Source organism: Novosphingobium sp. NBM11, from assembly GCF_015390225.1.
In the GTDB taxonomy this organism is placed as follows: domain Bacteria; phylum Pseudomonadota; class Alphaproteobacteria; order Sphingomonadales; family Sphingomonadaceae; genus Novosphingobium.
In genome coordinates this window covers 3199290-3218761 of record NZ_VUOG01000001.1, presented here as the reverse complement: position 1 = coordinate 3218761, position 19472 = coordinate 3199290, and the positions used below count along the sequence as shown (strand labels likewise).

Genomic DNA, 19472 nt, shown 5'->3' with positions numbered 1-19472 from the left:
TATCCTCCATGCGTCAGGCGGCTTCGGCGAGCTGGGCTTCGTTGCTCAGCGCGGCGAGGTTGAGAACCATGACCATGCGTTCGTCGATGGCGGCAAGCCCTTCGAGGAACGGAATGACCGTGTCGTGGCCGGTGCTGGGCGGGGGCGGCTGCAACGCCTCTTCCGGCACGGTGACGATGTCGCTGACGGCATCCACGATCCATCCGCCGATCTGGGCATCCATCTGGGTGACGATGATCGCGTGGCGGGGGGTGGGTTCGGTCGGGTTCCAGCCGAGGCGGGCGGCAAGATCGACCACGGGCAGCACGGTGCCACGCAGGTTGACCACGCCCGCGACATAGGAAGGCACGCGGGGCAGGCGCGTGGTGGGTGACCAGGCGCGGATCTCGCGGATGGACATGATGTCCAGCCCGAAGACCTGGCCTTCGACTTCGAAAGTGATCAGTTCGCGGATCATCGGCTTGTCTCCCGTCCAGCCATCAGTGGGTGACACGGCGGACCGCCGCGACGAGCTTGGCGGGATCGAACGGTTTCACGATCCACCCGGTCGCGCCGGCGGCGCGGGCGCGCGCCTTCTTTTCGTCCGAACTTTCAGTGGTGAGCACCAGGATCGGGCGATCGCGGTGCCGTTCGCCTTCGCGCAGGCGCTCGATCAGGCCAAAGCCGTCCAGACGGGGCATGTTGATGTCGGTGATGACGACATCGACTTCGTTGCTTTCCAGCCAATCGAGCGCGGCCATGCCGTCTTCGGCCTGCGCCACGTCGAAGCCGTTCGAGGCAAGGGCGTGGTTGAGCAGGGCACGCATGCTCGGGCTGTCGTCGACGGTCAGGATTCGGGTGGATTTGGTCATGTCGTGGTTCGCTTTCGAGTAAGAAGGGTTTCCTGTCAGAACAGTTCGACGTCGCCCGACGCCTTTTGCGGGCGGGTGGTGGGTTGAACGGGCGGGGCAAGGCGTTCCTCCACCAAGCGGCAGCGGACCTGCCCCGATGCCGGCCGGAAATCGACGCGGCGCGCCTGCGTGCCGCCCAGGTCCTCGCGCATCAGCACGATGCCTTCGCGGGTCAGGAAACCACGGGCGAACTCCGCATTGATCGAACCGATCTTCATCATCGTCCGGTTCACGTTCGCGCCGCCGTAAAGATGCGCCTTCAGCCGGTGCTTCCGCGCGCCCCGGGCGAGCATCTCGTTGACCAGCACTTCCATCAGATAGACGCCGTAGTGAACGTCGATCGCCGCGGACGGGTTAGCACTGGGCGGCTCGGCCAGCAGGAAGTGGTTCATGCCGCCCACGCGCACCTCCGGATCATAGAGGCAGGTTGACACGCAACTGCCAAGGACGGTGGTGAATTCCTCGTCCACGCTGTGGCTGGCGAAGGCCTGACCCTGCATGACCGTTCGCCGCTGCGGATGGGAAACAACAAGAGGTCGATGGTACATGTCAGGCAACCTTGCTGAAAGTATGCCGGGCGATCTGGTCGATCGGCGCGACGATGCTGGCGGCGCCCAGCGCGATGGCGGCCCGGGGCATCCCGAAGACCGCGCAGGTTGCTTCATCCTGCGCGATCGTCAGCGCGCCGGCGCGGGCCATGGAGAGCAGGCCCTTGGCGCCGTCGGCCCCCATGCCGGTCAGCAGGATGCCGGTCGCGTCCTTGCCCACCACGTCCGCCGCCGACTGAAACAGGGCGTCCACGCTGGGCCGGTGGCCGGAGATGCGATCGCCCCCGCGCAGTTTGGTGCGCAGAATTTGCGGGCCGCCGACCAGAAGGTGGCGATCGTTGTCCGGCGGGAAATAGATGTGGCCTGGTCGGAGCGGCAGATCGGGTTGCGCCAGCACCACGTTCGCGGCGCAGGTTTCGTCCAGCGTGCGCGCCACCGCGGCGGTGAACCGCTCGTTGATGTGCTGGACCACCAGCGTGGGCGGGCAATCGGCCGGAAACTCCGAAAGCAACGTGTGCAGGGCTTCCACGCCCCCGGTGGACGAGCCGATGACGATGACCTTGGGCGACCCCTTTCTGTCCGCCGGAGGCGGGGGAGGGGGCGCGGCGGTGATCGGCGCGGCCGGCGCGGCGTCGTTCGCGAAGCGCACTTTCGCGGCATCGCGGACCAGGCGCGCCAGCTTTCCGCCATCGTCGAGCGGCAGCGTGCCCGAAATCTGGCTCTTGGCGTAACACTCCACCGCACCCAGCGTGAGCGCGCGGGCGGTGGTTTCGTTGCCCTGCTGGGTCGCGCCCGAGACGATGATGACGGGCGTGGGGCGCAGCTTCATGATCTTCTCGAGGAAATCCAGGCCGTTCATGCCGGGCATTTCCACGTCGAGCGTGACCACGTCGGGGTCCAGCTCGCGGATCATCTGGCGGCCTTCGGCGGCGTTCGCGGCAGACGCGACCACCTCGATGTCGCCCTCCCTGGACAGGCGGGTGTGGAGGATAGCGCGCATGGTCGGAGAATCCTCGACGACGACCACGCGGATCGGGCGTTGGCTCATCGCCTGTCTCCCTTGCGATAGATCGTGGGCCCAACGCTGGTAAGGTGTTCCAGCGCCGGCCCGGTCACGCGCTCGCTGTGGCCGATGTAGAGATGCCCGCCCGGCGCCAGCTGCTGTGCGAAGCGGGCCACCAGCCGTTCCTTGGTGGGCGTGTCGAAATAGATCATGACGTTCCGGCAGAAGATGACGTCAAACTCCCCGCGCATGGGCCAGGGGCCTTGCAGGTTGAGCGAGCGGAAACGGACGAGGGCCTGCATTTCCGGCGCGATCGTGGCATCTGTGCCGTCGATCCGGCACCAGGCTTCGCGCAGGCGTTCGGGCACCGGCTTCAGATCCTCCGCGCGGTAGCGGGCGGCACTGGCCTTGTGCAGCGCGTGGACCGCGATGTCGCTGGACAGCATCCGCACGTCGCGCTGGGCGATTGCCAGCCCGGCGTTCCGTTCGGGGCCGAGCAGGGTCATCAGCAGCGACCACGTTTCCTCGCCGCTGGAGCAGCCGGCGGACCAGATGCGCAGCTTGCCGCCGCGTTCCAGCCGCTTCACGAAGTCCGGCCGCAATTCCTGCGCAAAATGCTCGAAATGATGCGCTTCGCGGTAGAAGAACGTGTGGTTCGTGGTGAGGGCGCAGATCGCGCGCGACCGTTCCTCGTTGTCCTCGCGGATGCGCATGACATAGGAGCCGAACGTGGCGCAGCCGGAATCCCGCACCAGGGGGCCAGGCGCGAATAGACGAGCATGGCCTTGCCCGGCGGCAGGACGAGCCCGGCCTCGCGGTGTGCGATCTCGCTGATGGCGGTGAAATCGTCGTTGTCGTAGATGCCCGGGCTGATCCCGGGCATCGATGGCTCGAACGCGGCGGCGATGTTCATGCGGCCTCCTGCGCCTGCGTCGGCGCCTGCGCGGCGCAGGCGGACAGGCTGCGCGCGACAAGGCCGTCCACGTCGATGATCAGCGCCACGCGTCCGTCGCCCAGGATCGTTGCCCCGGCCACGCCTTCGACGGACCGGTAATGCGTGTCGAGGCTCTTGATCACGACCTGCCGCTGATCGCGGATAGCATCGACCAGCAGCGCCGCGCGGCCGGCGCCTTCGGTTTCCACCACGATCAGCACGCCGTGGTCGGGCGCTTCGGTGGCGCCCACCGCGCCCACGGACGCGTGCAGCGGAATGATCGGAATGAACCGTCCGCGCACGTTGATCATCGCGCGCTGCGTGCCCAGGCCCTTCACCTGCTCGATGTCGGGACGCAGGCTTTCGACCACGCTGGCCAGCGGAATGACCAGCGTCTGGTCGCCCACGTTGACGACCATGCCATCGGAAATGGCCAGCGTCAGCGGCATCGTCAGGATGAACGCCGTGCCCTTGCCGGGTTCGGATTCGATGGTGATGCGGCCGCCCAGATCCTTCACGTTCTGGCGCACCACGTCCATGCCCACGCCACGGCCGGAGATGTTGGATATGGTCTGCGCGGTGGAAAAGCCGGGTGCGAAGATCAACTGGTCGATTTCTTCCTTCGACAGCTGGACATCGGCGGGCACGAGGCCCTTCTCGATCGCCTTGGCCAGCACGCGTTCCCGATCGATGCCGCGCCCGTCGTCCGAAATGCGGATCACGATGCGGCTGGAACGGTGTTCGGCCGAAAGCGTCAGCGTGCCTTCCGGGGATTTCCCGGCGGCGACGCGCTGATCCGCTTCCTCGATGCCATGGTCCACCGCGTTGCGGATCAGGTGCGTGAGCGGTTCGCCCAGCCGCTCGATCACGGTCTTGTCCAGTTCCGTGCTTTCGCCCGACATGTCCAGCCGCACATGCTTGCCGGTGGACTGGGTGAGTTCGCGCAGGATGCGCGGGACACGGCTGAACACCGAACCGATCGGCTGGGCGCGGATGGACATCGCGCTTTCCTGGATGTCGCGCGTCAGGCTTTCGAGGATGGTCAGCTCCTCGGTCGCGGCCACGCCTTCGCTGACCAGGCGTTGCGCCATCATCGCCTGCGCGATCACCAGTTCCCCGACCGCGTCGATCAGGCGATCCAGCTTGCCCAGTTCGATGCGGATCGTCTGGTTCGCCGCCGCAGCAGCAGCCGGCGCTGCCGGCGGCGCGGCGGAAGGCGCCTGGCGCGGTGGTTCCCGTACCGCCGCCGAAGCCGGGGCAGGGGCAGCGGGCGCGCCGTTGCCGGGCTTCGGCTCGGGCAACTGCACCGACGGCATGGCAAGGCCCCGCCCGATCACGAGATCGCATTCGTCACCGATGAAATCGAAGATGTCGCGAACGGCGGTTTCGATAACGTCGGTAGGAAAGCTGAAATGCCAGCCGAGATAGCCGGTTTCCGGATCGATCTTGTCGAGCGGCGGGACTTCCGAGATATCGCACAGCTCGCAGCGGCCACCCAGTTCGATGGCTTCGCGCAGCATCAGCACCGGTTCGCTGCCGTTGCGCATCGCGCCGGCGTGAGGCCGGACGCGCATTTCCCAGCGCCCCTCGGCATCATCGTCCTCGCTCTCAGCCTCGGGCGACGATCCGCCCATTGCCCCGGCGAGTTCTTCGAGCATAGCGTCGAGATCGATGTCGAGCTCCGCGTTGGGCGCGTCCTGCCCTTCCGCAACGGGTTCGGGGCGGGCTTGTCCTTGGCGGCCTTGGCCGGTTTGGCCTTCGGTTCGGGAGCCGGAGCGGCCGTGCCGCCGGCGTTGGCGGCCTGCGCGGCCGTCAGCTCGGCCAGCAAGGCGGTATCTTCCGGCGTCTCGCCGGCGCCCTGCGCCGCGGCGACATGATCGCTCAGCGTTCGGTGTGCGGGTTTCCAGCTTCCACGGCTGGCAGCGGCATGGCTGCCCGATTAGCATACTGGACGCCTGCCCCGCTCACGTTGAGAAATGTTGAGGTGTGCGCCGATGGAGCGAATCCAGCCGCTGGCGTTCGCCTCGAGCGCAGCGCCCATCGGGGAGCGGTTATGGGAACCGGCGGCCCAATCCGAAATCAATCAAAGAAAATAAATATAGTGTGGCGGAGCGGGAGGGATTCGAACCCTCGATACGCTTTTGACGTATACTCACTTTCCAGGCGAGCGCCTTCGACCACTCGGCCACCGCTCCGCATGCCTTGGAGCCACGCGCCCTAGCGGGATGAAGCGGCTTTCGCAAGGCGCGGATGCCTGCCACAAGAGACAAATGTTGCACTCGCCCGCCCGCGCCCTTCTCGCCATCATCTCGCTGGTCTCGCTCGCTGGTATGCCCGCGCGAGGCGCCACCCCCGCTCCTGCCCGGCCGCCTGCCATGGCGCCCGCCGAAATCGTCGCGGCGGCGCCGGATGCGGACTGGACACGAATCGATCCCGCAGACCTGATCGTGATGGATCTTGCCCCGGACATCCAGGGAAGCCCGCGCCGCGTGGTTATCCAGTTGCTGCCCGCCCCGTTCTCGCAAGGGTGGATAGGCAATATCCGCACGCTCGCCACCGCGCACTGGTGGGATGGCACCAGCATCAACCGCGTGCAGGACAACTATGTGGTCCAGTGGGGTGATCCCGACGGGGAGGACAAGACACGGGCGAAACCGCTTCCCGCCGGCCTCGCCCGCGTGCCGCAGGAAGACTACACGTCGAAAGTGTTCGCCGCCCCGGAAATGATCAGCCGGAAACCGGATGCCTACGCCCCGGGAACGGGCATCGACGCCGGCTGGCCGGTTGGGTTTGGCAAGGATCGCATGTGGCCGCTCCACTGCTATGGCATGGTGGGCGTAGGCCGCGACATGCCGCCGGATACCGGTTCGGGCGCGGAACTCTATGCCGTGATCGGCCATGCCCCGCGCCAGCTTGATCGCAACATCGCGCTGGTCGGCCGCGTCATCGATGGCATGGAGCACCTGTCTTCGCTGCCGAGGGGAACCGGCGAGATCGGCTTTTACAAGACCGCCCCAGAGCGTACGCCGATCCTGTCCATCCGCCAGGGCTCCGACGTGCCCGGCCTGCCCGCCTACCAGTATCTTGCCACGATCAGCGACAGTTTCCGGCGCTATGCCGACGCGCGCGCCAATCGGCGCGATCCGTTTTATATCCGGCCGGCCGGCGGCATCGACATCTGCAACCTGCCCGTCCCGGTCCGGCGCGCGAAGTGAAGGGCGAAACATATCGCCTGACAACCCCGCTATGGCGCTGGTCCGGCCCCAGTGCCGCGAACTGGTATTTCCTGACAATCGATGGCGGCGTCGGCGAAGCGCTATCCGCCACGGCGCTGATGGACCGGCTCGAACAGGGCAAGGGGCGTGGCTGGGGGTCCGTCCGCCTTCGCATCCGGATTGGCGCCAGCGCATGGCAGACCTCGGCCTTCCCCAGCAAGGAACAAGGCTGGATCGTGCCGGTGAAGGCCGCAGTCCGCCGCGCGGAAGGCCTGACCGAAGGCGACGCGGTAACCGTGGAACTTCAGTTCTGAACGTTTCCGCGCTGCCGGCCATCCCGTGACAGTGGACGTGTCACACAGAATTCGCCCGCCCCGCGCACGAAGACATGGTGTCAAGCTGGCACAATTCCCAGGCCGGGAATTATCACCATTTTGATTGTATGCCTGTAAACCCGCAGATATAGAAAAATCCGGGCATGAAGTCTTCGTGACTGGCAATTTCAGCACAAATGAGAAGATTGCCCGATCAAAAAAGGGGGTAAGCGGTGCAGGAAATGGATAAATCTGATCTGACGGCTTTAACGGTGCAACTGTTAAGTGCCTATGTCGCCAACAACAGCCTCCCCAGTAATGAGCTGGCATCGCTTATCGAAACGACGCGCAATGCACTTGCCGGAAAGGTCGAGGCGCCGGCTCCCGAAGTACCTGAATTCGTGCCCGCCGTCTCGGTCCGCAAAAGCACGGCGTCGCGCGATCATCTGATCAGCCTGATCGACGGGAAACCTTATCGCAGCCTGAAGCGGCACTTGACCAGCCACGGCCTTACTCCAGACGAATACCGTGAGCGTTACAAGCTGCCGAAGGACTATCCGATGGTGGCGCCGAGCTATTCGGAACAGCGGCGCGCGGTCGCGCAACGGCTGGGTCTGGGTCGCAAGCCCAAGGCGGCCAAGCTGGCTGCGGACCCCGTCGCCACCAAACCGGCGGCGCCCGCGAAGAAGGCGGCAAGCGCCCGGAAACCCCGCAAGGCAGCGGCTGCCGAAAGCGCCTGAAGCCTGCAAGAGCCGTGCGCCCGATCAAAAGCGCGCACGGCCGTTCCATGCTCCATGTCTGTCACGACTTGTAATCATTTGCACCCGGTTCGCGACGTTCTGTGACTTGCAGCCGGCCCGATGATCCCCGACATACCGGCAACTCGGTTGGGGCCATCGAGTCGATAATCTGGCGTGGACACCCGTCTTGCGCAGATTGAGGCAGGACCGGTTTGGAATGACTTCAGTCGAAGAAAAATCTGCGCGTGACGATCAGGCAACGGCGTCCGCGCCGTCGCCCCACCCGGCCGGATCGAGCCGGACGAAAACATGGCTCATGGCCGGTGCCGTCATCCTAGGTCTGGTTCTGATCGGCTTGGGCGCACGCTGGCTTTCCCAACGCGGCGGCGGAGAATCGCGCGGACGGCCCGCCGCGGCGGTCAATGTCGAAAAGGCGACCCGGCAGGACATGCCCGTCAGCGTCACCGCGCTGGGCACGGTTCAGCCGATCGTGACCGCCACGGTGCGCCCGCAGCTTTCGGGCGTGCTGTTCAAGCTGTTCTTCCAGGAAGGGCAGATCGTGCGGCAGGGGCAGGTGCTCGCCCAGATCGATCCGCGCCCCTACCAGCTGGCACTGGCCCAGGCGCGCGCCAACCTGGCGCGGGACGAGGCGCAACTGCGCTCGGCCCGGCTGGACCTGACGCGCTACGAAACGTTGCTCAAGCAGGATTCGATCGCACGACAGCAGGTCGATACCCAGCGCGCCACGGTGGGGCAGTTGACCGGCACGGTTGCAGCCGATCGCGCGGCGATCGGTTCGGCGGTGCTAAACCTCGATTATACCGCGATCAAGTCCCCCATTACGGGGCGCGCCGGCATCCGCCAGGTGGACATCGGCAATTATCTGACGCCTTCGGACACCAACGGCATCGTGGTGGTGACACAGGTCGATCCTATCGACGTCAGCTTTGCGCTGCCGCAAGTACAGCTCTCGCAGATCGGGCAGGCATCGGGCAGCGGCGCCGGCCTTCCCGTCGACGCGCGCGACCAGAACAGCAACGGCAAGATCGCGAGCGGCCGGTTCCTGACCTTCGACAACCAGGTCGATTCCTCCACCGGCACCGTCAAGGCGAAGGCGCGGTTCGACAATCCCGGCAGCGCGCTGTTCCCCGGCGGCTTCGTCAACATCGCGATGCTCGTCCAGACGCTGCACGATGCCGTGACGGTGCCGGTAAGCGCCGTGCGCCATGGCACGCAGGGCGATTTCGTGTTCACGCTCCAGCATGACAGCAAAGTGAAGCTGACGCCGGTGAAGATCGGCCCGAGCGCCAACAACCGCGTCGCCATCCTGTCGGGGCTTGCGGCCGGCACCACCGTCGTCACCGAAGGCGCGGACGGGCTGGAGGATGGCTCCGCCGTGAGCCTGCCGGGAGCCGGCAAGGGCGGCGGCGGAGCGACAGGCAGCAACAAGCGCGGCGCTTCCGCCAAGAGCGGCGGGAACTGATGGCGTCCGAAGACGCGCTCGACGCGCCTGCGCCCGCCGAACCCGGCGGCCCTTCCCGCCTGTTCATCCTGCGCCCGGTCGCCACCACGCTGCTGATGATCGCCGTGCTGCTGGCAGGCTTGGTCGCCTATCGCGTGCTGCCGCTGTCAGCCTTGCCGGAGGTCGATTATCCGACCATCCAGGTGTCCACACTTTACCCCGGCGCCAGCCCCGACGTGATGGCGCTGACCGTCACCTCGCCGCTGGAACGCCAGTTCGGGCAGATGCCGGGCCTCACCCGCATGACCTCGGCCTCGTCCTCGGGCGCCTCGGTCATCACCATGCAGTTCCGGCTCGACCTGTCGCTCGACGTGGCGGAACAGGAAGTGCAGGCGGCGATCAACGCGGCCAACACACTGCTGCCCAGCGACCTGCCCGCCCCGCCGATCTATGCCAAGGTCAATCCCGCCGACGCGCCGATCCTCAGCCTGGGCATTACGTCGAAAACGCGCCCCCTGGGCGAAGTGCAGGGCATCGTCGAGCGGCAATTTTCGAACAAGATCGCGCAGGTTTCGGGCGTGGGCCTCGTATCGATGTCCGCCGGCCAGCGCCCCGCCGTGCGCATCCAGGCCAACGTACCCGCGCTCGCCGCGCGCGGGCTTTCGCTGGAAACCATCCGCAGCGCGATCGGCAACGCCAATGCCAACGCCGCCAAGGGCAGCTTCGATGGCCCGACCAAGAGCTGGACGATCGACGCCAACGATCAGCTTGCCGATGCCGCCAGCTATCGCAACCTTGTCGTCGCCTATGCCGGCGGCGCGCCGGTGCGCCTGTCCGATGTCGCCACGGTGGTCCAGGGGACGGAGAACGTTCGCCTCGGCTCGTGGATGAACGGATCGCCCGCCGTGGTCATCGACGTGCAGCGCCAGCCCGGCGCCAACGTCATCGGCACGGTGGATGCAATCAAGGCCGCGCTGCCCGAACTGGAAGCGCAGCTTCCGGCCGACGTCCATGTCACGCTGCTGACCGATCGCACCGCCGGCATCCGCGCCTCGGTATCGGACGTGCAGTTCGAACTGGTGCTGGCGGTGCTGCTGGTCACGCTGGTGATCTTCCTGTTCCTGGGTTCGGTCCGCGCCACCGTCGTCGCCAGCATCGCCGTGCCGCTGTCCCTCGTGGGCGCGTTCGCGGCGATGTATTTCCTCGATTTCTCGATCAACAACCTCACGCTGATGGCGCTGACCATCGCCTCGGGCTTCGTCGTGGACGATGCGATCGTGGTGCTGGAAAACATCGCCCGTCATATCGAGGACGGGATGAAGCCGTTCGACGCCGCGCTGAAAGGCGCGAGCGAGATCGGCTTCACCATCATCTCGCTCACCGTCAGCCTGATCGCGGTGCTGATCCCGCTGCTGTTCATGGGCGACGTGGTCGGCCGCCTGTTCCGAGAATTCGCAGTGACGCTCGCGGTCACCATCCTGATCTCCGCCGTCGTCGCGCTGACGCTGGTGCCCATGCTCTCGGCCCGCTGGCTGCGGCCGGAGCACGAGGAACGCGAATACCGCGTGACCGCGTGGACGCGTGGCCAGTTCGACCGGCTGGCCGACCGCTATGCCAGCTCGCTCGACTGGGTCATGGCGCGCGGGCGGATGACCATGGTGGTCTTCGCCGGAACGCTGGTGGCCACCGGGCTGCTGTTCGCGGTCATTCCCAAGAACCTGTTTCCCGAACAGGACACCGGGCAGATCGCGGTGACGACATCGGCCGGGCAGGATGTCAGCTATGCCCGCATGGCGGCGCTTCAGCAGCAAGTGGCGCAAGCCCTGCTCGCCAATCCCGCCGTGGGCAGCCTCAGTTCCGCGATCGGCGTCGATGGCCAGAACGCCACGCTCTCGCAGGGCCGGATGTTGGTGAACCTGAAGGGCGAAGGGCAGCGCGGCGATCTCGACACGGTGCTGGGCGGACTGGAGAAAGCGGTGGCCGATATTCCCGGTGTCCGCGTCTATTTCCGCCCGGTGCAGGACCTGACCATCGACACCACGACCGGCGTCAACGCCTATCGCTTTTCGGTTCAGGGCGCCGATCAGGATCTGGTCGATCAATGGGGCGCGAAGCTGGCCACCGCGCTCAAGGCCGATAGCCATCTGCGCAACGTGACCACCAACGTGCTGGCGGACGGGCGCGCCGTGGTGGTGGACATCAACCGCGATACCGCTGGACGGCTCGGCCTCAGCGCGCTGACCATCGACAACGCGCTTTACGACGCCTTCGGGCAGCGCATCGTTTCGACCATCTACACCCAGTCCAGCCAGAACCGCGTGATTCTGGAAGCGCAGCCCGGCTCGATCGCCGACCCGCAAGCGCTGGGCGCCCTGCGCATCCCGCTGGCTGGCGGCGCCAGCGTTCCGCTCTCCACCATCGCCACGATCCGCACCGAGGCTACGCCGCTGGTGGTGGCGCGCGAGGCGCAGTTCCCGGCTGCCACGATCGGGTTCGATCTTGCCCCTGGCGTGTCGCTGGGCTCGGCCGTGCAGGCGATCGAACGGACCGAACAGGCCATCGGCATGCCACCCGCGCTGTCGACCAACTTCTCCGGCGCGGCCAGCGCGTTCAAATCCTCGCTCGGCAACGAGCTGTGGCTGATCCTCGCGGCGATCGTGGTAGTCTATATCGTGCTGGGCGTGCTCTACGAAAGCTTCGTCCACCCGGTGACCATTCTCTCCACCCTGCCCTCCGCCGGCATTGGCGCGCTGCTGGGCCTGTGGTTGACCGGTTCGGGCCTGGGCGTGATCGGCATCATCGGCATCGTTCTGCTGATCGGCATCGTGAAGAAGAACGCGATCATGATGATCGACTTCGCGCTGGAAGCGATGCGCCACGAAGGTGCCAAAGCCCGCGAAGCGATCCGTCAGGCGGCGCATCTGCGTTTCCGGCCGATCATGATGACCACCTTCGCCGCGCTGTTCGCCGCGATCCCGCTGATCTTCGGCGGCGGCATGGGCCATGAACTGCGCCAGCCGCTGGGCATCGCCATCGCCGGCGGACTGATCTTCAGCCAGGTGCTGACGCTGTTCACCACACCGGTCATCTTCCTGGCGCTGGAGGACTGGCGCGAACGCCGCGAAGCCCGCCGCGCCCCCGCGCCGGCATCGGCGGCAGGAACGGCTCCGGCCGCATGAACATTTCCGCGCCTTTCATTCGCCGGCCTGTGGGCACGATCCTGCTGACGATCGGGCTGATGCTGGCGGGCATCGGCGCGTTCTTCAGCCTGCCGGTCGCGCCGCTGCCAGCGGTCGATTTCCCGACGATCATGGTGCAGGCGAACCTGCCCGGCGCCAGCCCCTCGACCATGGCCGGCAGCGTCGCCGCGCCGCTGGAACGCCACCTCGGCACGATCGCGGGAGTCAGCGAGATGACATCCCGCTCCGGCGTCGGATCGTCGCAGATCGTGCTCCAGTTCGATCTTTCGCGCGACATCGATGGGGCGGCGCGCGATGTGCAGGCGGCGATCAACGCCTCCCGAGCGGATCTGCCCGCCACGCTCAAGACCAATCCCAGCTACCGCAAGGCGAACCCCGCCGAAGCGCCGGTGCTGATCCTCGCCCTCACCTCGCCCACGCGCAGCGCTTCGGAAATCTACGACGCGGTTTCCACGGTGGTGCAGCAGAAGCTGCTCCAGGTGCAGGGCGTGGGCAACGTGGAGCTGGGCGGCGCGGCGCTGCCTTCGGTGCGGGTGGAGGTCAACCCGCTGGCGCTATCGCGCTTCGGCATCGCGCTGGAAGACGTGCGCACCGCGCTCCAGTCCGAAAGCGCCAACCGCCCGCGCGGCGTGATGGATACCGGCACCTACAGCTGGCAGGTCTATTCCAACAAAGCGGGCCGCTATGCCGCGGATTACCGCAACACCATCATCGCCTGGCGCAACGGTGCGGCGGTGCGCCTTGCCGACATCGCAGAAGTCTCCGACGGTCCCGAAGACATCCGCACGATGGGGCTGTTCAACGGCGAACGCGCGGTGCCGATCCTCGTCAGCCGCCAGCCCGGCGCCAACATCGTCGCCACGGTGGACGCACTCAAGGCGCAACTGCCGGCCCTGCAAGCCGCGCTGCCGCCGGATATCCACCTGTCGATCGCGTCCGACCGGACGCTGACGATCCGCGCCTCGCTGCACGAGGTGGAGATCACGTCGCTGATCTCGATCCTGCTGGTGGTGCTGGTGGTGAGCCTGTTCCTGCGCAATTGGCGCGCCACGCTGATCCCTGCGGCCGCGGTCATCGCATCGCTGCTGGGCACGCTGGGCGTGATGTATCTGGCCGGCTTTTCGCTCGACAACCTCTCGCTCATGGCGCTGACCGTGGCGACGGGCTTCGTCGTCGATGACGCGATCGTGGTGGTGGAAAACGTCAGCCGCCACATCGAGGAAGGCATGAAGCCGATGGAAGCCGCGCTGAAGGGCGCGCGCGAGGTGGGTTTCACCGTGATCTCGATCTCGGTCAGCCTGATCGCGGTGTTCGTGCCGCTGATCTTCATGGGCGGCCTGGTCGGCCGTCTGTTCCGCGAATTTGCACTGACGATGTCGGTCGCTGTCGGCATCAGTCTGATCGTCTCGTTGACCACCACGCCGATGCTGGCGGCCCGGCTGCTCCGCAACGAAGAGCGCGAAAGCCGGGTCATGCGCACCGCCCGCCACGCGTTCGACTGGGCGCAGGCGCGCTATACGCGCAACCTGGACTGGGCGCTGGCGCATCGCGGGATCGTGCTGCTGATCCTGCTCGGCACGGTGGTGCTCAACATTTATCTCATCGGCGTTTCGCCCAAGGGTTTCTTCCCGCAACAGGATACCGGCGGTCTGATGGGCGGCGTGCGCGCCGACCAGAGCATTTCGTTCACCGACCTGCAGGACAAGATGACGCGGATCACCCGGATCGTGAAAAGCGACCCGGCGGTAGCCACGGTGGTCGCCTTTGCCGGCGGATCGCGCGCGGGTGGCGGTTTCCTGTTCGCCACGCTCAAACCGCGCAGCCAGCGCCCGCCGGCGCAGGAGGTGATCGCCCGGTTGCGCCCCAAGCTCGGCCGCGTGCGCGGCGTCAGCCTGTTCCTCAATCCCGTGCAGGATCTCCAGGCGGGCGGCCGGCAGACCAACAGCACCTATCAATACGTGCTGAAGGCGGACAGCCCCGATACCCTGAAGGCGGCCGGGCAGAAGCTGGTCGATGCGCTCAAGACCCATCCGGACCTCATCACCGATGTCGATATCGACCAGCAGGATGCCGGCGCCAACGCCTTCGTCGAGGTGGACCGCGATGCCGCCGCGCGGCTGGGCATCCTGATGCAGACCGTGGATGCCACGCTCTATGACGCGTTCGGCCAGCGCCAGGTGGCGAATATCTATTCCGGGCTCAACCAGTACCATGTGGTGATGGAAGCAGCGCGCCAGTTCAACGGTTCGCCCGATGCACTGGCCAATATCTACCTACCCGCCGGCACCGCGCCCGGAGCCGCTACGGCCGCCGCCGGAACCGGCGGCACCGGATCGGGCGGTTCGGCGACCGCCTCCGGCACCGCCGTCAGCACATCCGCCCGCACCATGGCGCCGCTTTCGGCGATCGCGCGCTGGTCCACCGGATCGACCAACGCGCAGGTCAGCCATTCGGACGGCGAACCGTCCGCGACGATCTCGTTCAACCTGCCGCGTGGCGTCTCGCTGGGCATGACGGCGCAGATGATCGCGCAAGTGCAGGCCTCGCTCGCCCTGCCCGCCACCGTCCACGGCGAATTCGGCGGCACCGCCAAGGTCTTCGCACAATCGACATCATCGATGCCGCTGCTGATCCTGGCCGCGCTGGTGGCGATCTACATCGTGCTGGGCATCCTCTACGAAAGCGCGATCCATCCGCTCACCGCGCTGTCCACCCTGCCCTCGGCCGGGGTCGGCGCGATGATCGCGCTGATCGCCACGGGCGGCGAATTCGACCTGATCGCCCTGATCGGCATCATCCTGCTGATCGGCATCGTGAAGAAGAACGCGATCATGATCATCGATTTCGCGCTGGAGGCCGAACGCAACCATGGCCTGACGCCGACCCAGGCCGTGCGCGAGGCGTGCATCCTGCGCTTCCGCCCGATCCTGATGACCACGCTCGCCGCCGCGCTCGGCGCGCTGCCGCTGGCGATCGGCTTCGGCGATGGCGCGGAACTGCGCCGGCCGCTGGGCGTAGCCATCTTCGGCGGACTGGTCGCCAGCCAGGTGCTCACGCTGTTGACCACCCCGGTCGTGTATCTCGCGCTCGATCGCTTCCGCCGCCGCAAGCCCGCGCCCGCCCTTTCGCTTTCCACCGGAGCCCCGGCATGAACCGCGCCATCCTCGCCACCTTTCCCGCGCTGCTGCTTGCCGGGTGCAACATGGCCCCGACCTATCGCCCCCCAACGACGGTGGCGATCCCCGCCTCGTTCAAGGAAGACCCGCAATGGGCGCCCGCCACCCCGTCCGACGCGGCTGCGCGCGGCGACTGGTGGGCCTTGTTCGCCGATCCGGTGCTGGATGGGCTGGAACGCAAGGTCAGCGTCACCAACCAGAACGTCGCCGCTTCGCGCGCAGCCTATGATGCCGCGCGGGCGCTGGTGCAAGTCCAGCGATCGGGCCTGTTCCCCAGCCTGACCGCGTCGGCCAGCGGCACCCATTCGGAAACCTTCGCCGGCCAGAAGATCACCGGCGCCAACGGCGGCACCACCACCACGGCCAATGGCATTTCCAGCACCACGACGACATCGCGCTACGCACTGAGCATCGGGGCAAGCTGGGAACCCGATCTCTGGGGCCGGCTCGGCAACGCGGTAACGCAGGCCAGGGCGAATGCCGAGGCCAGCGCGGGCGATCTCGCCAACGCCACGCTTTCGGCGCAGGGGGAGCTTGCCACCAACTATATCCAGTTGCGCGGGATCGATGCGCAGATCGACCTGCTGGACCGCACGATCGGCGATTACCAGCGCGCGCTGTCCATCGCCACGAACAAGTACAATGCCGGCACCGTTGCCCGGTCGGACGTCTATCAGGCGCAGACCACGCTCAGCAACGCGGTTGCCTCGCGGCAGGATCTCGGCCGGCAACGCGCGGTGCTGGAACACGCCGTGGCCGTGCTCGTCGGCGAGAATCCCTCGACGTTCGCCATCGCAAAAGCGGACTGGCGCCCGGTGGTGCCCGCCGTGCCCGGTGTGCTGCCCGGCGCGCTGCTGCAACGCCGGCCCGACGTGGCCGCCGCCGAACGCCGTGTCGCGGCTGCCAACGCCAATGTGGGTATCCAGCGCGCCGCCTATTTCCCGCAAATCTCGCTTTCGGGCAGCGCCGGCACCAACGGCAGTTCGCTGGGCCAGCTGTTCACCGCGGCGACAAGCCTGTGGTCGCTGGGGCTCAGCGGCGCGATGACGCTGCTCGATTTCGGCGCGCGCCACGGGCAGGTGGTGCAAGCGCGCGCGCAATACGAACAGACCGCCGCGCAATACCGCCAGACGGTACTGACCGCGTTCCAGCAGGTGGAGGACAACCTCGCCGCCACGCGCTTCCTGGCGGAGGTCACGCGCAGCCGCGCCGAAGCGAGCGAATCCGCGACCAAGGCGGAAGCGATCGTCACCAACCAGTACCGCAGCGGCACGGTGGACTATGCCCAGGTGATCGTCGCGGAAACCTCCTCGCTCAGCGCCCGGCAGACGCAGATCCAGGCCACGGTCGACCAGCAGACCGCCGCGATCGCGCTTGTCCAGGCCATCGGCGGACGATGGAACGACGCGCCCTGACACGCTAAGGCGGTCGGATGGCATTTGCACCCTCCATCCGCCGCATCGGCATCATCGGCACTGGCCGCGTGGCGCGCGCGCTGGCACTGGGCTTTGCCCGCCACGCCACGGTGACGATGTGGGGCCGCTCGCCCGATAAACTCGCTGCCATCGCCGGTGTCGAAACGGCCGAGACATGCGCCGTGCTGATGGCCCGGTCGGACGTGGTTGCGATCTGCGTGGCGGACGATGCCATCGCTGCGCTCGTCGAAGAACTCGCGCTTGGCGGTGCGTGCTCCCACGCGCCGCTCGTGTTTCACGTCAGCGGACGCAGCGGCGCTGCGCTGCTGGCACCATTGCGAGAGAAAGGTGCACTGACCGCCGCGATCCATCCCGCCATGACCTTCACCGGCGATCCCGCGCAGGAAGTGCGGCGCATGGCCGGCGCGCCGTTCGCGATCACGGCGGCCGATTCACGGGCAGACGCCAAGGCTCGGGAAGTCGTCGCTATGCTGGGCGGCGTCGCGGCCCCGATCGCCGAGGAACATCGGACGCTGTACCACGCCGCCCTGTCGCACGCGGCCAATCACCTCGTCACGCTGATTGCGGGCGCCTCCGCTGCCTTGCGCGCGGCCGGCGTGGACACTCCCGGCGCCCTTCTCGCCCCTCTGGTTCAGGCATCACTCGAAAACAGCCTTACCAGTGGGTTCTCCGCCCTGTCAGGCCCGCTTCTGCGTGGCGATGCCGATACGGTGCGCGGCCACATCGATGCGATGCGTCGCGCCTGTCCCGCTGTGCTGCCGGCCTACCGCGCGATGGCGCTCGCCACGCTGGACGAACTCGAACGGCAAGGCGCGCCAGCGCAGGATGCGCTGCGCGAAGACCTCAGCCGCTGAGCTGCACCGTCACAGCGTCCTGACGTCGCCATCTTCGTCGATCTCGCGCGCCAGATCGTTCTCGACGCTGGCCTGGTCGGCGGCGCGCGGTGCCAGGCGCAGGATCGCGAAGCCTAGCAATCCGGACAACACCGACCCGGCCAGCACGCCCAGCTTCGCTTCGTCGATCAACGCCGCTGCCCCGGGAAAGGCCAGCATGGCGATGAACAGGCTCATCGTGAACCCGATGCCGCACAACACGGCAAGGCCATAGACCTGCAACCAGGTCGCCCCGCGCGGACGCTGCGCGATGCCCGCCTTCACCGAGAGCCAGATCGCCGAGAAGATGCCCGCCTGCTTGCCCAGGAACAGCCCGGCAATGATGCCAAGCGGCAGCGCATCACCCAGCGCGTGCAGGCCGCTTCCGCCCAATGCGATCCCGGCATTGGCCAGCCCGAACACCGGCACCACGAACCAGGCCGAAACCGGATGCAGCGCATGTTCCAGCCGGTGCAGCGGCGAATCCTCAGCATCGGGCGTGCCGGGCGTCGCTACGATCGGCACGGTCAGCGCCGCCAAAACGCCCGCGATCGTCGCGTGGACGCCCGAAATCAGGATCGCCAGCCACAGCGCCGCAAAGCCGGCCAGATAGACACCAAGATGGCGCACGCCCATGCGGTTGAGCACCATCATCGCAGCAAAGATTCCGCCGGCGGCCGCCAGCGCCAGCCAGGATATGCTGGCGGTATAGGCCACGGCGATGATCACCACCGCCCCCATGTCGTCCACGATCGCCACCGTGGTCAGGAACAGCTTGAGCGACGTCGGCACCCGGTTGCCCAGCAGCGCCATCACGCCGATGGCGAAGGCGATGTCCGTCGCTGCCGGGATCGCCCAGCCGGCACGCAGATCGGGATGACCGCCCGATACCAGCAGGAAGAACGCAGCCGGCACCGCCATGCCGCCCAGCGCCGCCAGGAACGGCAGCCGCCGCTGCTGCCAGGTGACTAGCCGCCCGTCGACGAACTCGCGCTTGATCTCCAGCCCCACCAACAGGAAGAAGATCGCCATCAGCCCGTCGTTGATCCACAAGTGAACGGTCATCGGCCCCAGCTTGTCGCTCAGCACCGGCCCGGTTCCGGCATGCAGCAGGTGGAAATAGGCGTCGGCCAGCGACCCGTTCGCAATCACCATGGCCAGTGCCGCCGCCAGCATCAGCACCACGCCACCAGCCGCTTCGCTCTGCAGGAAACGCAACAGCAACGATGGGGAACGCCCCGCAGATTTCATGGCAACTCCTTGAACGCCGCAGATACTTTCAGGGCGAAGCGCGACCATGCGACGGGTGCCCGCCATGCGCAACCCTCGGATGCCCCCGCGATGGAACACTCGACGACCCAGCGACGTGGCAGGAGCACGAAGCCCCGTTTTGCCTCGGGCAGCTTGATGACTTCCAGCCTGATGCATGGACGGCTGCGGCATTGGCTGCCCGTGCGCCGGTATAGCCTTAATCGACATAGGCGATATCGACCGTGTCGCCGGTGATGGCCTGCCCAAGGCGGCAGATCATTCGGCATCCAGCGCCATGGCGCACCCGTCTTTACGATGTAGCGCAGGTCGTTGAAAACTTCACGAAGGCTTTGCTCACGCTGCCCCGCATCCTCTCGCTTAAGCGTCAGGTATGGCGCGATCAGCGACCATTCCTCACAAGTCCAAAACAG

At 66.8% G+C, this 19472-nt stretch carries 15 protein-coding genes, 1 tRNA gene and 1 pseudogene; 8 read left to right on the top strand and 9 right to left on the bottom strand.

The features are described from left to right. Window positions 1-13: 13 nt before the first annotated feature. The 7 genes from F1640_RS15745 to F1640_RS15715 all read right to left on the bottom strand — a co-directional run bounded on the left by F1640_RS15745 (window position 14) and on the right by F1640_RS15715 (window position 5570). Window positions 14-457 (bottom strand): chemotaxis protein CheW, encoded by a 444-nt coding sequence (locus F1640_RS15745; protein ID WP_124809310.1) that lies wholly within the window; start codon window positions 455-457, stop codon window positions 14-16. 22 nt (window positions 458-479) lie between these two features. Next, window positions 480-851, bottom strand: coding sequence for a response regulator (locus F1640_RS15740; protein WP_125954917.1), 372 nt, complete (start codon window positions 849-851; stop codon window positions 480-482). Window positions 852-886: 35 nt separating this feature from the next. Continuing rightward, on the bottom strand, window positions 887-1438 hold the full coding sequence (locus F1640_RS15735; protein ID WP_194920016.1) for a chemotaxis protein CheD: 552 nt from the start codon (window positions 1436-1438) through the stop codon (window positions 887-889). 1 nt (window position 1439) lies between these two features. Further along, the gene (gene cheB / locus F1640_RS15730; protein ID WP_194920015.1) at window positions 1440-2486 is read right to left on the bottom strand and encodes a chemotaxis-specific protein-glutamate methyltransferase CheB; all 1047 of its coding nucleotides are present in this window, start codon (window positions 2484-2486) and stop codon (window positions 1440-1442) included. Further along, window positions 2483-3193 (bottom strand): protein-glutamate O-methyltransferase CheR, encoded by a 711-nt coding sequence (locus tag F1640_RS15725; RefSeq protein ID WP_309229278.1) that lies wholly within the window; start codon window positions 3191-3193, stop codon window positions 2483-2485. The genes cheB and F1640_RS15725 overlap by 4 nt, the downstream gene beginning before the upstream one ends. Window positions 3194-3350: 157 nt before the next feature. Then, a complete protein-coding gene (locus F1640_RS15720) occupies window positions 3351-5033 on the bottom strand; it encodes a chemotaxis protein CheA (protein WP_255530383.1) in 1683 nt (560 codons plus the stop codon). 446 nt (window positions 5034-5479) lie between these two features. Then, window positions 5480-5570: transfer RNA gene (locus F1640_RS15715), tRNA-Ser, on the bottom strand. A gap of 75 nt (window positions 5571-5645) precedes the next feature. On the opposite strand from F1640_RS15715, the gene F1640_RS15710 reads away from it, so the two are divergent. From F1640_RS15710 to F1640_RS15675, 8 genes are all read left to right on the top strand, one after another. After that, window positions 5646-6590 (top strand): peptidylprolyl isomerase, encoded by a 945-nt coding sequence (locus tag F1640_RS15710; RefSeq protein ID WP_194920014.1) that lies wholly within the window; start codon window positions 5646-5648, stop codon window positions 6588-6590. Continuing rightward, window positions 6587-6904 (top strand): DUF1905 domain-containing protein, encoded by a 318-nt coding sequence (locus F1640_RS15705; RefSeq protein ID WP_125954894.1) that lies wholly within the window; start codon window positions 6587-6589, stop codon window positions 6902-6904. Before F1640_RS15710 ends, F1640_RS15705 begins: the two co-directional genes overlap by 4 nt. A gap of 242 nt (window positions 6905-7146) precedes the next feature. Next, on the top strand, window positions 7147-7644 hold the full coding sequence (locus F1640_RS15700; RefSeq protein ID WP_206694696.1) for a MucR family transcriptional regulator: 498 nt from the start codon (window positions 7147-7149) through the stop codon (window positions 7642-7644). A gap of 217 nt (window positions 7645-7861) precedes the next feature. After that, on the top strand, window positions 7862-9127 hold the full coding sequence (locus F1640_RS15695) for an efflux RND transporter periplasmic adaptor subunit (RefSeq protein WP_194920013.1): 1266 nt from the start codon (window positions 7862-7864) through the stop codon (window positions 9125-9127). Beyond that, a complete protein-coding gene (locus tag F1640_RS15690; RefSeq protein ID WP_194920012.1) occupies window positions 9127-12285 on the top strand; it encodes an efflux RND transporter permease subunit in 3159 nt (1052 codons plus the stop codon). The genes F1640_RS15695 and F1640_RS15690 overlap by 1 nt, the downstream gene beginning before the upstream one ends. After that, window positions 12282-15458 (top strand): efflux RND transporter permease subunit, encoded by a 3177-nt coding sequence (locus F1640_RS15685; protein WP_194920011.1) that lies wholly within the window; start codon window positions 12282-12284, stop codon window positions 15456-15458. Before F1640_RS15690 ends, F1640_RS15685 begins: the two co-directional genes overlap by 4 nt. Beyond that, the gene (locus F1640_RS15680) at window positions 15455-16897 is read left to right on the top strand and encodes an efflux transporter outer membrane subunit (RefSeq protein ID WP_194920009.1); all 1443 of its coding nucleotides are present in this window, start codon (window positions 15455-15457) and stop codon (window positions 16895-16897) included. Before F1640_RS15685 ends, F1640_RS15680 begins: the two co-directional genes overlap by 4 nt. 17 nt (window positions 16898-16914) lie before the next feature. Further along, the gene (locus F1640_RS15675) at window positions 16915-17772 is read left to right on the top strand and encodes a Rossmann-like and DUF2520 domain-containing protein (protein WP_194920008.1); all 858 of its coding nucleotides are present in this window, start codon (window positions 16915-16917) and stop codon (window positions 17770-17772) included. A 9-nt stretch (window positions 17773-17781) separates the two neighbouring features. On the opposite strand, the gene nhaA is transcribed toward F1640_RS15675, so the two are convergent. After that, complete coding sequence (nhaA, locus tag F1640_RS15670) at window positions 17782-19041, bottom strand: Na+/H+ antiporter NhaA (RefSeq protein WP_194920006.1); 1260 nt, start codon at window positions 19039-19041, stop codon at window positions 17782-17784. 80 nt (window positions 19042-19121) lie between these two features. Then, window positions 19122-19472, bottom strand: a pseudogene (locus tag F1640_RS15665) (transposase); the annotation flags it as partial.